Raw genomic sequence first — 15,338 nt, 5'->3', positions numbered from 1 at the left:
ACGGCCCCGACCTTGAGCGACGACAGCGACATTCTCGATTCCCCTCCCCCGTCTCCGATGAGCGGTTTCGACCGCGTCGATATCGTCGACGAGATGCGGTCGAGCTATCTCGACTATGCGATGAGCGTGATCGTGTCCCGCGCGCTGCCCGATGTGCGCGATGGCTTGAAGCCGGTACACCGCCGCATTCTGTTCGCCAGTCAGGAAGGCGGCTTCGTCGCCGGGCGGCCTTACCGTAAGAGCGCCAAGATCGTCGGCGATGTGATGGGTAACTATCACCCGCACGGCGATTCCGCGATCTACGATGCGCTCGCCCGCATGACCCAGCCCTGGTCGATGCGCGTGCCGCTGATCGATGGTCAGGGCAACTTCGGCTCGATGGACCCCGATCCGCCGGCCTCGATGCGTTATACCGAAGCGCGGCTGGCGCGGGTGGCGAACGCGCTGCTCGACGATCTCGACAAGGACACGGTCGATTTCACCGACAACTACGACGGCAGCCGCAAGGAGCCGACGGTGCTGCCGGCGCGCTTCCCCAACCTGCTCGTCAACGGCGCGGGCGGGATTGCGGTCGGCATGGCGACCAACGTGCCGCCGCACAATCTGGGCGAAGTGATCGACGCCTGCTTTGCCTACATGGACAATCCGGCGATCACTTCCGAGGAGTTGATTCAGTACATCCCCGGCCCCGATTTCCCGACCGCGCCGCTGATCCTCGGCACGCACGGCGCGCGGCAGGCCTACACCACCGGGCGCGGGTCGATCCTGATGCGCTGCCGGCACGAGATCGAATCGACGCGCGGCGCCAAGAGCGAGGGGCGCGAAAGGATCGTCTTCACCTCGATCCCCTATCAGGTCGGCAAGTCCGGGCTGGTCGAGAAGATCGCCGAGGCCGCCAAGGACAAGCGCATCGAAGGCATCAGCGATATTCGCGACGAAAGCTCGCGCGAAGGCGTGCGCGTGGTGATCGACCTGAAGCGCGATGCGACGCCCGAAGTGGTGCTCAACCAGATCTGGCGGCACACGCCCGCGCAATCGAGCTTCCCCGCCAACATGCTGGCGATCCGCGGCGGACGGCCCGAGACCCTGCGTCTGCGCGATTTCATCCAGGCCTTCATCAGCTTCCGCGAGGAAGTCATCACCCGGCGCACCAAGTTCGAACTCGCCAAGGCGCGCGAGCGGGCGCACCTGTTGCTGGGTCTGGTGGTGGCGGTCTCCAACCTCGACGAGGTGGTGGCGATGATCCGCAGCGCCCCCAACCCCGCCGAAGCGCGCGCACGGCTGCTCGCCAAGGAATGGCCGATCGGTGACATCGCGCAATATATTCGCCTGATCGAAGCGATCGAGCCGAGCGCGGACGAAAGCGGCGGCACCTATCGCCTGTCCGAACGGCAGGTGAAGGCGATCCTCGATCTTCGCCTCCACCGCCTGACCGCGCTGGGCCGTGACGAAATCGGCGAGGAGCTGAAGGGCCTTTCGGTCGCGATCGAAGAATATCTCTCGATCCTCGCCGACCGCGTGAAGCTGTACGGCGTGATGCGGACCGAGCTTGAGGAGATCAAGGCAACCTACGCCACCCCTCGCCTCAGCGAAATCGCGCCCGCATGGGATGGTCTGGAAGACGAAGACCTGATCGAGCGCGAGGAGATGGTCGTCACCGTCACCCACGGCGGCTACATCAAGCGCACCGCTCTGGACACCTTCCGCGCGCAGGGCCGCGGCGGCAAGGGCCGCTCGGGCATGGCGACCAAGGACGAGGACGCGGTGGTCGAACTGTTCGTCACCTCGACCCACAATCCGGTGCTGTTCTTCACCAACACCGGCCGCGTCTATCGCATGAAGGTGTGGAAGCTGCCCGAAGGCGGCCCCTCGACAAAGGGCCGCCCGATGGTCAACCTGCTGCCGCTGGGCGATGACGAGCGCGTCACCAACGTCCTCCCCCTGCCAGAGGACGAGAGCAGCTGGTCAAACCTCAACATCGTCTTCGCCACCGAACAGGGCATGGTGCGCCGCAATTCGATGGACGCCTTCGCCAACATCCCGACCGCTGGCAAATATGCGATGGGCTTCGTCGAAGGCTCGGGCGACCGGCTGATCGGCGTGCAATTGCTGACCGAGGAGCAGGAAATCTTCCTCGCCAGCGACAGCGGCAAGGCAATCCGCTTCTCCGCCACCGACGCGCGCGAAACAAAGAGCCGCACCGGCATCGGGGTGCGCGGCATGAGCCTCAAGAAAGGCGGCAAGGTCGTCAGCATGGCTGTGCTTGGGGCACTCACCGCTGACATGGAAACGCGCGAGGCCTATCTGCGCGCGGCGGCGTGGAAGAACAACGACGCCGAACCGACGTTGCCCGCCGATCAGGTGAGCGCGATGGCGGAGGCCGAGGAGTTCATCCTCACCATCACCGCCAATGGCTATGGCAAGATCTCCTCCGCCTATGAATACCGCACCACCGGGCGCGGCGGTCAGGGCATCACCAATATCGGCGCGCCGGAGAGCAATCCGGAACGCAACGGCCCGGTGGTCGCCAGCTTCCCGGTCAAGCACGGCTCCCAACTGATGCTGGTGACCGATCAGGCCAAGCTGATCCGCCTCGGGATCGATTTCCGCCATCTGATCGAAGGCGGGTTCGAGAACCTGAAAGGCTTCTCGATCTCCGGTCGCGGATCGTCCGGCATCCGCATCTTCGATGTCGCCAAGGACGAGCACATCGTCGGTGCGGCGCTGATCGACGAGACCGAGGAACCGGAGAACCCGGCCGAGGAAGCGATTGCAGCGGAGATAGCGGGCGGGAGCGAGCCGCCCGTCACCTGACGGGCTGTTCGCCTCGCAGGCATTGCACGATCCCAGTCGCGATCATCAGCTGCCCCGCATAGTAGAGCGGCCAGATCAGCAGCGTGGGGGCGGGTTCGAGATCGAGCGCGCCCATCCGCGAAAAGATCAGCCAGTCGCTAAGCACGAAGAGCACGGCCCCGCTGCCCACGCGGTAGCGCGGGTAGTGGCTCATCCACGCCGATGCGGCCATCGCGCCGAGGAAGGCGGCATAGATCGCAATCTCCACCGCGCCGCTCAGCAGCCAGCTTACCAGCGGGGTTCCGACCAGCAGGGCCGCGCCGATCAGCTTCTGCACCGGCGAGGGCCGCTTGTGCCGGTTTCTGAGATACAGGGCGACCGCCACCACATGTGCCGCCGCGAAAAAGGCGCCGCCTGTGAGGAAATCGAGCTCGATTGCTACATCCCCCGCCGCCGCCAGCGCCAGCGCCGCCGCCAGCAGCAGGCCATCGGCGCGGTGCCTGCCTTGCGGCACGCGCAGCAGGACATAGAGCGCCAGCAGGCCGACACTCGCGCCCTTGGCGGCGAGGCCCCAGGTGCCCTCGAACACCGGATTGTCGCTGAGGAAATAGAACGCCGTCGCCGCCGCCACGCTCGCTAGCAGCCACGGCCTTTGTTCGATCAACGCGCGCTTTGCCATCCCGCCTGCATTCCTTGCCACGCCCCTTAAGGCTTGCAGGCGAGCTATCACGCAATTACCTGCCCCGCCATGACGGCAAGCGCAACTTTGCACGATGTGCACATAATCGGCGGCGGTCTCGCCGGGAGCGAGGCGGCGTGGCAGCTCGCGCAGCGCGGCGCAAAGGTGCGCCTCTCGGAGATGCGCGGCTCGGGCGAGATGACCCCCGCGCACCAGACCGATGGGCTGGCCGAACTGGTTTGCTCCAACTCCTTCCGCTCGGACGATGACACCAAGAACGCGGTCGGGCTGCTGCATCACGAAATGCGAGAACTCGACAGTATCGTGATGCGTGCGGGGCACGCCGCGCGGGTGCCCGCGGGCAGCGCAATGGCGGTGGACCGCGATGTCTTCTCCGCCGAGGTCGAGAAGGCGCTGTCGCAGCACCCCAATGTCACCATCGTGCGCGAGCGGGTGGACGCCCTGCCCTCTGCCGGGCTCACCATCGTCGCCACCGGGCCACTTACCGCCGAGGCGCTGGCGGGCAGCATCGTGCGCGCCACGGGAAGCGAGCGGCTCGCCTTCTTCGATGCCATTGCGCCGATCGTCCACCGCGATTCCATCGATATGAGCAAGGTCTGGATCCAGTCGCGCTGGAACAAGCGCACCGAGGCCAGCAACGAGGGCGGCGACTATATCAATTGCCCGATGAACGAGGCGCAATATCGCGCCTTCGTGCAAGGGCTACTTGATGGCGAGAAGACCGAATTCAAGCAGTGGGAAAAGGACACGCCCTATTTCGACGGCTGTATGCCGATCGAGGTGATGGCGGAACGCGGCGTCGAAACCCTGCGCTATGGCCCGATGAAGGGCGTGGGGCTCGACAATCCGTTCGATGTGACGCCCGAGTTTCCGCAGGGGCGCTGGCCCTATGCCGTGGTGCAGCTGCGCCAGGACAACAAGCTCGGCACGTTGTGGAACATGGTCGGCTTCCAGACCAAGCTCAAATATGCCGCGCAGGTCGAACTGTTCCGCACCATTCCGGGGCTGGAGAACGCCGAGTTCGCCCGGCTGGGCGGATTGCACCGCAACACTTTCCTCAATTCGCCGCAGGTGCTCGACCGCCAGTTGCGGCTGCGCGCGGCGCCGCATATCCGCTTTGCCGGGCAGGTGACCGGCTGCGAGGGCTATGTCGAAAGCGCCGCCATCGGTCTCGTTGCCGGGATGATGACAGCGGCACAGCTGGCGGGCCGCGACTGGCAGCCGCTGCCCTCCACCACCGCGCTCGGCGCGCTGCTCAGCCATATCACCGGCGATGCCGAGGCCGAGACCTTCCAGCCCATGAACGTTAATTTCGGCCTCTTCCCGCCGCTCCACGAAGTCGGCAAGAAGGTGCGCAAGGAAGCCTACACCACCCGCGCAAAGGCCGATCTCGCACGCTGGATCAGCGAAACCCGCGAGACCGTGCCCGCCTGACGGTTCAGCACTTGCAGGCGGGTTTCTTCGCCGCCGGCTTGGGCGCGGTGGTGGCGAATTCGCGCGGGGTCAGCCGCTCGTCACCATTCGCATCGGCTTTCTCGAACCGCTGCACCGTGGTCACCGCCCATTCCTCGAAGGTCAGCAGATTGTTGCCGTCCTTGTCGAGCGCGCGGAACGCGTCGGTCCGGGTCGAGAGCATTTCGTTGCGGGTGATCAGCCGGTCGCGGTTGCGATCGTAGCGGAAGAAGCGCTGCTCCTCCTTGCCGAGCTCGCTCACCTCGGGCGGCGCGGGCCCTTGCATGGTGCCGGGATCGGCCAGCGGGAGCGCTTCGGAATCGACCGGCGAAGGCGCGGGCGCAGGCGGCGGTGCGCCCTCCTCGATCACCGCGCGGCCTTGCAGCCACACCATCCCTACGCCTGCCAAGGCGAGCCCGCCCAGCAACCCGATCACGGCCTGTCGCAAAGGTCTGCCCCCTTTTGCTTCAATGGGTTGCAGACTACACCCGATCAGAAACCAAAGATAGCCGCCTTGTATGCCGCAAGCGATGCGCCGCGCCCCTCCATCAGCGGCCGTCCCCCGCGCTTGAGCGCGCGCCGGGCCAGAGCATCGAGCACCGCCACGCCGCGCAGGCGGCGCGGCACGCGGCCGAGCGGGACCTGACGCGCCTGCCCGGCGGCGATCAGTGCATCGCGCTCCTGCGGATCGGAGACCGCCGAGGCCGCATCGGCCGCCGCCCAGCGCAGGCCCGCAGCCACCAGACGCACCGCCGCCGCCGGAGGGCAATCATCCCACAGTGCCACGAAGAAGGCCCCGCGCTGTGCGGCAAAGGCTTCGGCCTCGGCCCGGCCAAGGCGCTCGGCGGTCATCAGCACTTCCCAGCCATCGACCATCGCGATCAGCGCCGCCTCGCGTCCGGCCCAGTGCGCGCCGATCGCATCGAGCACCGCATCGCCGCGCGGCCTGTCGGCCAGCGGCCGTGCGAGCGCATCGCGCCACCAAGCAAGCCGCATCTGGCCGAGCATTATCTCCTGCGTTCTGGTCGCGATCCGTGCCAGTCGCCGATCAAGCTGAAGAGCCGTGCTTAATGGTGCGCGAACCATTTCGCCGCTCCACGCCAAGGCCAGCTCGGCTTCGGGGGCGAGAATGTCTGGGGCCTCGGTCATCACTGAAGTAACGCATAACCAACGATTTTCGTCTTTGGCAAGCAAAGTGTCCCACCAAGGGACGCCAGACACCGGAGCCTACCGATGGCTGTGCTTAGCCAATTGTTAACCACAAACTTTGGCAATCCGCTTACCCAACTCGCTTAAGCGCGGAGGCTGCATCTGGATTGTCTGCGCGATTTGCGCGCGGATGACAGGGGAAGGGCACCGTAGCAATGGCGCAAGAACAGCAGGCCAGATCGTCGTTCATGCACAAGCTGCTGCACGACAAGACCGCCAACACGCTCGCGATTTCCGCAGCGGCCTTGCTTCCGCTGATGGCGATGGTCGGCGGCGGGATCGATGCAAGCCGCTACTACATGACAGCCGCACGCATGCAGGCCGCGTGCGACGCCGGTGCGCTCGCCGCACGGCGCGCCATGACCGACGACAATTTCACCAGCGCGCACCGCCAGATCGGTCTCAATTTCTTCGACCAGAATTTCAACGAAGGCATGTTCGGCGTCGACAGCCGCAACCGCGAATACACCAGCGACGGCGAAGGCACGGTGATCGGCAATGCAACCGGCACTCTTCCCGCATCGATCATGGCGGCCTTCGGCTACAACGAATTCAATATCACGGTGACCTGTTCGGCCGAGATCAACATTTCGAACACCGACATCATGTTCGTGCTCGATACCACCGGATCGATGGCCGATTGTCCGGCGACCTCGGGCTGCAACTCCGGCCCCGGCTCCAAGATCGTCGCGCTGCGCGAAGCGGTGATGAATTTCTACGACACCGTCGAGGCGGCCACATCCGCAAGCGCGCAGGTGCGCTATGGCCTCGTGCCCTATTCGCAGCAGGTCAATGTCGGCTTCTCGCTGCCGCGCGCCTACATGGCCGACGAGCATTCCTACCAGTCGCGCGTGCCGGTCTACGAAGTCGTGCAGACCGTGATCCCTGGCAACGGCGTTGAGGTCGGCGACGACATCCTGATCTCGCAGCAGACCGAATGGATCACGCGCAGCACGAGCGACCTCGGTTCATCGAGGGAGAGCGATTACTACTACAGGAACCGCGAGGGTCGGCCCGATCGCAACGACAACGATGATCGCGACCGCTGCCAGATCACCAATCGCGGAACCTACACGGTCGGAAGCCAGACCTGGACGATCAGTTCAACCTCCTATGTCCGCCAGCAATATGATGACGCCCCGATCGACACGCAGGCCGGTTGTCGCGGCACGGTGCGCAAGACTCGCAAGGCGACGCAAGACGATGTGATCCCCGATCGCATCGAGGAGTCGATCCGTTTCGCCTATTGGCGCTACTGCCAGGTCGACACTGCCGACGCCACGCCTTGCAATGTGGAGAACCCGGCCGGCAGCCCGGCATCGTGGGAAACGGTCGACCTCTCGACTCTCTATGACGATAACCAGATCGATCTGCCGCTCGGCAACAACGGCGCGTTCGAAACACACACCTGGACTGGTTGCGTCGAAGAGCCGAGCACGGTGCTGACCGACAATTACAGCCCGATCCCGGCGGCGGCGCACGATCTCAATATCAATCTGGTGCCCGAGAACGAATCGCAAAAGTGGAAGCCCGCGCTCAACACAGCCGTGTGGGAGCGCCGCGATTCCAGCAACAACCGCACAACCGGCTTCCGCAACGTCAATGGCAACCAGGCCCGGCCGGGCTGGGTTTGCCCGCAACCGGCACGCAAGCTGTCAGAGATCAGCCGCAGCGACCTTCAGGCCTATCTCGACGCGCTGAATGCCTCCGGCAATACCTATCACGACATCGGGATGCTGTGGGGCGCACGCTTCCTCAGCCCGCGCGGACTGTTCGCTGCCGAGAATACGACCGCGCCGAACGGCGATGCCATTGCCCGCCACATCGTGTTCATGACCGACGGTGCGCAGGTCAACAATGTCGAGAACTATTCGACCCACGGGATCGAATGGTGGGATCGCCGGATCACCGGTGACGGCAACTCGACCCGCGAATTCAACCGCCGCGCTTCGCGTCTGCAAGCCATCTGCCGCGCCGCGCAACAGGAGAACATCACGGTCTGGGTGGTCGCCTTCGGGACTACGCTGACCTCGAACCTCACCAACTGCGCATCGCCGGGTCGCGCCTTCCAGGCCAACGACTCAGCGACGCTCAACGCCCGGTTCCAGGAAATCGCCCAGAAAATCGCAGCACTGAGGCTCACGTCATGATCGGTCGCCTGCACTCCGCCCGTGCCGCACTGCGGCGCCTTATCGCCGATACCAAGGGCGTGACCCTCGTCGAATTCGCCTTTGTAGGGCCGGTGCTGATCCTGATGATCATGGGCCTGTTCGACATCGCGCACACGCAATACACCAGCTCGGTGCTGCACGGTGCGATGCAGAAGGCGGGGCGCGATCTGACGCTGGAAAACGCCAATGGCCGGCAGGCAGCGATCGACACCCGCGTGCGCGAGCAGATCGAGACCGTGATGCCCTCTGGCGCACAGGTCGAATTCATCAAGCTGTCCCACGCCGACTTTGCCGACATCGGTGAGCCCGAGGTCATTCTGGGTGACGACCCCGCAGGTCAAACCGGCAACGGTGTCTGCGAAGGCGCGAAGAACGAGCGCTACATCGATGCCAATGCGAACGGGCGCTGGGATGCCGATCGTGGCAAGACCGGGATCGGCGGCGCGCGCGACGCCGTGCTCTACACCGCCCGCGTCACCTATCCGCGCATGTTCCCGCTGTTCACCATGACGGGCATGCCGCGCGACGTCACACTCGAGGCGTCGACCGTGCTGCGCAACCAGCCCTTCGACGAACAGGACAAGTCGCGTATCGAGAGGAATTGTCCATGACGAAAGCCGCTATGGCCAAGCCCCTGTCCCGCGCGCGCCGGTTTGCGCGCCGACTGCGGGGCGACACCTCGGGTCTGGCGCTGGTCGAGTTCGCCTTTGCCGCGCCGCTGGTGCTGGGCATGGGGATGCTGGGCACGGAGACCGCCTTTCTCGTGATCACGCACCTTCAGGTCAGCCAGATCGCGATGCAGGTTGCCGACAACGCTTCGCGCGTGGGTGAGGAAGACGTGCTGAACGCGCGCAAGGTCTACGAGCGCGACGTCGCCGCTACCCTGATCGGAGCGGAAAAGCTCGGCGCCAATATCGACATCTTCGATCAGGGGCGGGTGATCGTGTCCAGCCTCCAGCAGAATGCGCAGGGCGGCCAATGGATCGCCTGGCAACGCTGCCGCGGGGCAAAGGTCTACAACTCCACTTACGGCGTTGAGGGCCAAGGCGCGATCGGAACGTCGTTCCCCGGCATGGGCAGTCCCGGTCGCTACATCACCGCGTCGACCGGCACGGCGGTCATGTTTGTCGAGGTGGCCTATGATTTCGAATCGCCCACCCCGCTCGACCTCTTCGAGGGGCGTGAGATCGTCTATACCGCGGCCTTCAACGTACGTGACAACCGCGACCTGACCCGGCTTTACAGCGGCGGCCCGGTCGCGCGTTGCAACACCTATTCGTCGGCCCGCCCGTCCTGATCACAGGCCGGGCGGCCCCGTCCTTACGCCTTGTAGCAGACCTTGCGCGCAGCCTCGGCGATCCGCGCGGCATCGACCAGCGCGAGCTTTTCGAGGTTGGCCGCGTAGGGCAGCGGCACGTCCTCGTTGCACACCCGCAGCACCGGCGCATCGAGGTGGTCGAAGCCCTCCTCCATGCAGATGCTGATGATTTCCGACGCGATCGAGCAGGTCGGCCAGCCTTCTTCGGCCACGATCAGCCGGTTGGTCTTGGCAAGGCTTTCAAGCACGGTCTGCTTGTCGAGCGGACGCAGCGTGCGCAGGTCGATCACCTCGGCATCAATCCCCTCCTCCGCCAGCGTCGCCGCCGCATCGAGCGCGAGGCCCACCCCGATCGAATAGCTGACGATGGTGACGTCCGCCCCCTCGCGCACGATCCGCGCCTTGCCGATGGGGAGGACGTAATCCTCGATATCCGGCACGTCGAAGCTGCGGCCATAGACGAGTTCGTTTTCGAGGAAGACCACCGGGTCTTCGCAGCGGATCGCCGCCTTCATCAGCCCCTTGGCATCGGCCGCGTCATAGGGCGCGATGACAATCAGGCCGGGGACGCTTGCATACCACGGGCCGTAGTTCTGCGAGTGCTGCGCGCCCACGCGTGAGGCCGCGCCATTGGGGCCGCGGAACACGATCGGGCAGCGCATCTGGCCGCCGCTCATATAGTTGGTCTTGGCCGCCGAATTGATGATGTGGTCGATCGCCTGCATCGCGAAGTTGAAGGTCATGAATTCGACGATCGGGCGCAGGCCGCCCATCGCCGCGCCGGTTCCGATCCCGGCAAAGCCATATTCGGTGATCGGCGTATCGATCACGCGCTTCGGGCCGAATTCGGCGAGCAGGCCCTGTGTGACCTTGTAGGCGCCCTGATACTCGGCAACTTCCTCGCCCATGACGAAGACCCGGCGGTCGGCACGCATTTCCTCGGCCATCGCATCGCGCAGCGCCTCGCGCACGGTAGTGCTGGTGAAACCGGTGCCTTCGGGCAATTCCGGATCGCGCGCAGGCTCGGCCTTGGCCTTGAGCGGTTCGGCGGGCTTGGCGAGCTCTTCCTTTTCCGCCTTTTCGGCGGCGGGCTCTTCAGCCGGCGCAGGGGCGGAGGCAGGCTCCTCCCCTTCCCCCGTGATCAGCGCAATCACCGCGCCAACGGCCACATCTTCGGTTCCGGCGGGGACAAGGATCTTCTCCAGCACGCCTTCGTCGATGGCCTCGAATTCCATCGTCGCCTTGTCGGTCTCGATCTCGGCGATGATATCGCCCGGCTCGATCCGGTCGCCTTCCTGCTTGAGCCACTTGGCGAGCGTGCCCTGCTCCATCGTGGGCGAGAGCGCCGGCATCTTCAGTTCGATCCCCATGGCTCAATACTCCTCCACCAGAACATCGGTGTAGAGTTCGCTCGCGGCGGGTTCGGGCGAGGTTTCGGCGAAATCGGCGGCTTCGGCCACCTGCGCGCGGATCGCCTTGTCGATGGCTTTCAATTCGTCCTCGGTCTTGCCTGTCTCGATCAGGGTCTTCTTCAGTCCCTCGATCGGATCGTGGTGGTCGCGCTGTTCCTGCACTTCCTCGCGGGTGCGGTACTTGGCCGGGTCGGACATCGAGTGCCCGCGATAGCGATAGGTGTTGCACTCCATCAGCACCGGGCCCTTACCGGCGCGCACGTGCGCGAAGGCGACTTCGGCCGCGGCGCGCACTTCGAGCACGTCCATGCCGTTCACTTCCATCCCCGGAATGCGGAACGCGGTGCCGCGGCGGTAGAAGCGGGTTTCGGCGGAGGAACGCTTGGTCGCAGTGCCCATCGCGTATTGATTGTCCTCGACCACGAAGACGATGGGGAGGTTCCAGAGGGCTGCCATGTTGAAGGTTTCGTAGACCTGCCCCTGGTTCGCGGCGCCGTCACCGAAATAGGCAAGGCACAGCCCGCCGTCCTCGTTGTACTGGTGCGCCAGCGCAAGGCCCCCGCCCAGTGCCACCTGCGCGCCGACGATGCCGTGGCCGCCGTAGAACTTGTGCTCGGTCGAGAACATGTGCATCGACCCGCCCTTGCCCTTCGAGATTCCGGCCTCGCGCCCGGTCAGCTCGGCCATGATCACCTTTGGGTCGATCCCGTAGGCGAGCATGTGCCCGTGATCGCGGTAGCCGGTGATGACGGAATCGCGATCATTGTCGAGCGCGCTCTGGAGGCCGATGGCGACCGCTTCCTGCCCGATGTAAAGGTGACAGAAACCGCCGATCAGGCCGAGGCCGTAAAGCTGGCCCGCCTTCTCCTCGAAGCGGCGGATCAGCAGCATCTGGCGGTAGAATTCCAGCATCTCCTCTTCGGAGGCGGCATAGCGCTTCTTCGCTTCGAAGGCTTCCTGCAAGGAATGCAGGATGAAATCGCTGTCGTCCGCTGCCGCGGCGACTGCTTTTGCGGGCTTTTTGGCCAAGATAAGTATCCCTCTCTCTGGCGCGCTCAAGGGGAGGAGAAGCGCCGTCCAACGCCTTGCTCTATAGGCAGGCAAACGGGGATGACGCAACGGCAAGGCGTTGCAGAAAACCGAACGCGCATACGAAATCAGGACGGCCCGAAGGCTATGCCGGGATCACTCGTCCTCGAGCGTGATGACGACTTCGTCTTCGCGCATCACGCCCAGCTGATCGCGCACCAGCTCGCTCGCCAGATCGGGGTCGGCCGCCTCGGGATCGAGCAGCATCACGCGGTTGCGCAGCGCATCGCGCTTGGCCGTCAGCTGGGCGATCTCGGCCTCGCGCTGCTGGAGCGCGGCCGCATTTTCGCTCCAGGCGAGCAAACCGGTCGGCCCGGCCACGGCATAGCCCGCCAGCAGCAGCAAGCCGCACAGGGCCACCACTCGCTTGAGCCTGTTGTCCGTTCCCGGTCTGCGCATGTCGCGAAAGATCCCCTTGCCGCCAGATTCCACAGAATCACACTTGGCGTGTCGCTGCAAGAGCAATGCGCTGCAATGCGCACAAATCCTTGCGGATTGATCCGCTCAGTAGCTGCGCGGCAGGCCCAGCACGTGCTCGGCGAGGTAGGAGAGGATCAGATTGGTCGAGATCGGCGCGACGGTATAGAGCCGCGCTTCGCGGAACTTGCGCTCGACATCATATTCCTCAGCAAAGCCGAAGCCGCCGAAGGTCTGCACGCACATGTCCGCCGCCGCCCAGCTGGCCTCCGATGCGAGCAACTTGGCCATATTAGCCTCCTCGCCGGGATTACCGCCCTCGTCATAGACCCGCGCGGCGTGGTGGACCATCAGTTCAGCAGCGCGCATCTGGGCGTAGCAGCGCGCGATCGGAAACTGCACGCCCTGATTCTGTCCGATGGGCCGCGCGAAGACGCTGCGGTCCTTGGCGTAGCCGGTCGCCTTCTCGATGAACCACTTGGCGTCCCCGATGCATTCCGCTGCGATCAGGATGCGCTCGGCATTCATGCCCGACAGGATGTAGCGAAAGCCCTTCCCCTCCTCGCCCACCAGCGCCGAAGCCGGGATGCGCAGATCGTCGAAGAATACCTCGCAGCTCGAGTGGTTCATCATCGTGCGGATCGGCTTGACAGTCATGCCGCCTTTCAGCGCCTCGCCCATCTCGACGAGGAAGATCGAGAGCCCCTCGGTCTTGCTCGCCGCTTCCTCGCGCGGGGCGGTGCGGGCGAGGAGCAGCATCAGGTCGGAATGTTCGGCGCGGCTGGTCCAGATCTTCTGGCCGTTGATGACGTATTCGTCGCCATCGCGCATGGCGCGGGTCTTGAGGCTGAGCGTATCGGTGCCGCTGGTCGGTTCGGAGACGCCGAAAGCCTGAAGCCGCAATTCCCCGCTGGCGATGCGCGGCAGATAGCGCGTCTTCTGCTCCGCCGACCCGTAACGCAGCAGCGTGTTCATGATGTACATCTGCGCATGGGCGCTGGAGCCGTTGCAGCCCGAAGCCTGGATTTCCTCCATAATCACGCAGGCCGCTTCGAGGCTCAGACCGCTGCCGCCATGCTCTGCCGGGATCAGCGCGGCGAGGAACCCGGCACGGGTCAGCGCGTCGACGAATTCCGCCGGATATTCCCGCGCGGCATCCTTCGCGCGCCAGTATTCGCCCGGAAAACCGTCGCACAGCTGCCGCACCGCGCGGCGGATTTCGGCGAGTTCCTGGGTGTCGTGCGCTTGCATGGGTGAGCCTGTCCTGAAATCTGCGCCCTGCTGCTAGCCGCCGGGCGAACGAGCGTCCACCTGCCGAGAATGCCAGCGCCGCGCGTGCGCCCGCAAAACAGCACGCTGACAGCGCCGGGCGCATCGGATAGGGCGCAGGCGATGTCTCCGCCCTCCCCTGCCCAGTCTGCCGAACCTGCCCGCCTCACCCGTTCGCAGGAATGGGCGCTGACCCTGACGATCGCGGTGGTGACGGCCAATGCCTATTACATCCACCCCATTATCGGCGAGGTCGCGCGCGGGTTCGGCGTGGGCGAGGCCGAGATCGGGCTGGTTCCGGCACTCAACCAGCTGGCGCTCGCGCTCGGCATCCTGCTGCTGCTGCCGCTGGGTGACTTCATCTCCAACCGCAAGCTGTGCCTCGTCTTCGTGGCCGCACAAACCGTGTGCCTTGGCGGAATGGTGCTCGCGCCCGATCTGTTGCTGTTCACCGCCGCTTCGACGCTGCTCGGCTTCGTGACGATCGCGCCCTATCTGATCCCGGCCTACGCCTCCAAGCGCATCGCGCCCGAGCGGCTGGGGCTCGTCACCGCGCAGCTTACCGCGGCGGTGATCTTCGGCATTCTGGTGGCGCGGGTCGGCGCGGGCATCGTCGCCGCCTATGCCGACTGGCACACGGTCTACATCGCCGCCTTCGCGCTGATGGTGGCGGTGACGGCGCTGCTGCCGCTCGCCATGCGTAGCGAGCCGCCTGCGGCCAAGCGCGCAGAGGCCGGCTACGGCACGGTTATCGCATCGGTGTTCCGGCTCGCCGCGAAGCATCCCGACACGCAGATCTCCGCCGCGATACAGGGCCTCAACTTCGGCATTTTCACCGCCAGCTGGCTGGCGCTCGCACTGCACCTGACGAGCGCAGAGCTTGGCTATGGCACCGACGATGTGGGGCTGTTGGCGGGAGTCGCGGCGATCAGCGTCTTCACCACGCCGAGGCTCGGTCGCTGGGCCGACAGGGTGGGCGCGCGCAAGGCGCGTTTGGCAGCGGCGGTGGTGCAATTGGGCGGCATTGCGCTGTTCTACCCGCTCGGCTTCAGCATCTGGGGGCTGCTGGTGCCGCTGTTCATCGTCAACATGGTGGGGCCGACGATCGACGTGACGGGGCGCATGACGCTGTTCACCCTCGCCCCCGAGATCCGCACCCGGCTGACCACCTCCTATATCATGGCGATGTTTATCGGCGGGGCGATCGGCAGCGCGGCGGGAACGGCGATCTATGACTGGGCCGGATGGGGCGGCACCTGCGCGCTGATGATGGCGATGTCGGGCTGCGTGCTGGCGCTGTCCTTCCATGCCGAGCGGCGCTGGCGAGCAGTTGGCAGTGTCAATCCAGCATGACAATATGCGGAGTTGACAGGTAATCTTTTGTTAACCTTTTTGGGGTAAATGCATTCTCGAAGAGCGCTGCGGCCATCTACCGAATGACGAAGTCAGATCCCGTCACTCCGGTTCGGCCGAAAGCTTTTCACAAAAGGGCGTTGCGACCGCATACC

13 protein-coding genes are annotated in these 15,338 nt (G+C 65.0%); 6 read left to right on the top strand and 7 right to left on the bottom strand.

The features are described 5' to 3' along the window. Positions 1–12: 12 nt before the first annotated feature. Complete coding sequence (gyrA, locus tag E2E27_RS11170) at positions 13–2,814, top strand: DNA gyrase subunit A (protein WP_181443421.1); 2,802 nt, start codon at positions 13–15, stop codon at positions 2,812–2,814. Here the strand turns inward: gyrA and E2E27_RS11165 are convergent. Continuing rightward, positions 2,807–3,472 carry a lysoplasmalogenase family protein gene (locus E2E27_RS11165; RefSeq protein WP_141459181.1) on the bottom strand — a complete coding sequence of 222 codons (666 nt, stop codon included), beginning with the start codon at positions 3,470–3,472 and terminating at the stop codon, positions 2,807–2,809. The two genes, gyrA and E2E27_RS11165, sit on opposite strands and share 8 nt — an antisense overlap. 69 nt (positions 3,473–3,541) lie before the next feature. On the opposite strand from E2E27_RS11165, the gene trmFO reads away from it, so the two are divergent. Further along, the gene (gene trmFO, locus E2E27_RS11160; RefSeq protein WP_141459179.1) at positions 3,542–4,927 is read left to right on the top strand and encodes a methylenetetrahydrofolate--tRNA-(uracil(54)-C(5))-methyltransferase (FADH(2)-oxidizing) TrmFO; all 1,386 of its coding nucleotides are present in this window, start codon (positions 3,542–3,544) and stop codon (positions 4,925–4,927) included. 4 nt (positions 4,928–4,931) lie between these two features. Here trmFO and E2E27_RS11155 read toward each other — a convergent pair whose 3' ends face one another. Together E2E27_RS11155 and E2E27_RS11150 are read right to left on the bottom strand one after the other, a co-directional pair. Next, positions 4,932–5,393, bottom strand: a complete 462-nt coding sequence (locus E2E27_RS11155; RefSeq protein WP_181443420.1) for an EF-hand domain-containing protein — start codon at positions 5,391–5,393, stop codon at positions 4,932–4,934. A gap of 44 nt (positions 5,394–5,437) precedes the next feature. Continuing rightward, positions 5,438–6,097, bottom strand: a complete 660-nt coding sequence (locus tag E2E27_RS11150) for a hypothetical protein (RefSeq protein ID WP_141459177.1) — start codon at positions 6,095–6,097, stop codon at positions 5,438–5,440. 212 nt (positions 6,098–6,309) lie between these two features. On the opposite strand from E2E27_RS11150, the gene E2E27_RS11145 reads away from it, so the two are divergent. From E2E27_RS11145 to E2E27_RS11135, 3 genes are read left to right on the top strand one after another with little or no spacing between them, the layout of a single operon-like run. Continuing rightward, complete coding sequence (locus E2E27_RS11145; protein ID WP_141459175.1) at positions 6,310–8,304, top strand: VWA domain-containing protein; 1,995 nt, start codon at positions 6,310–6,312, stop codon at positions 8,302–8,304. After that, positions 8,301–8,936, top strand: coding sequence for a TadE/TadG family type IV pilus assembly protein (locus E2E27_RS11140; protein ID WP_141459173.1), 636 nt, complete (start codon positions 8,301–8,303; stop codon positions 8,934–8,936). The genes E2E27_RS11145 and E2E27_RS11140 overlap by 4 nt, the downstream gene beginning before the upstream one ends. Next, entirely contained in the window at positions 8,933–9,622 is a 690-nt protein-coding gene (locus E2E27_RS11135; protein WP_141459171.1) for a TadE/TadG family type IV pilus assembly protein, read from the top strand. The genes E2E27_RS11140 and E2E27_RS11135 overlap by 4 nt, the downstream gene beginning before the upstream one ends. Positions 9,623–9,645: 23 nt before the next feature. Here E2E27_RS11135 and E2E27_RS11130 read toward each other — a convergent pair whose 3' ends face one another. From E2E27_RS11130 to E2E27_RS11115, 4 genes are all read right to left on the bottom strand, one after another. Continuing rightward, the gene (locus E2E27_RS11130) at positions 9,646–11,013 is read right to left on the bottom strand and encodes a pyruvate dehydrogenase complex E1 component subunit beta (protein ID WP_141459169.1); all 1,368 of its coding nucleotides are present in this window, start codon (positions 11,011–11,013) and stop codon (positions 9,646–9,648) included. A gap of 3 nt (positions 11,014–11,016) precedes the next feature. Next, positions 11,017–12,084, bottom strand: coding sequence for a pyruvate dehydrogenase (acetyl-transferring) E1 component subunit alpha (gene pdhA / locus E2E27_RS11125; RefSeq protein ID WP_141459167.1), 1,068 nt, complete (start codon positions 12,082–12,084; stop codon positions 11,017–11,019). A gap of 156 nt (positions 12,085–12,240) precedes the next feature. Continuing rightward, a complete protein-coding gene (locus E2E27_RS11120) occupies positions 12,241–12,543 on the bottom strand; it encodes an FtsB family cell division protein (protein WP_141459165.1) in 303 nt (100 codons plus the stop codon). Positions 12,544–12,648: 105 nt separating this feature from the next. Then, entirely contained in the window at positions 12,649–13,812 is a 1,164-nt protein-coding gene (locus E2E27_RS11115; protein ID WP_141459163.1) for an acyl-CoA dehydrogenase family protein, read from the bottom strand. Positions 13,813–13,953: 141 nt separating this feature from the next. Here E2E27_RS11115 and E2E27_RS11110 point away from each other — a divergent pair, with 141 nt between their 5' ends. After that, positions 13,954–15,183 (top strand): MFS transporter, encoded by a 1,230-nt coding sequence (locus tag E2E27_RS11110; RefSeq protein WP_141459161.1) that lies wholly within the window; start codon positions 13,954–13,956, stop codon positions 15,181–15,183. Positions 15,184–15,338 lie beyond the last annotated feature (155 nt).

It is taken from the genome of Porphyrobacter sp. YT40 (genome assembly GCF_006542605.1).
Taxonomy (GTDB): Bacteria; Pseudomonadota; Alphaproteobacteria; order Sphingomonadales; family Sphingomonadaceae; genus Erythrobacter.
This window is presented reverse-complemented; position numbering and strand designations above follow the sequence as displayed.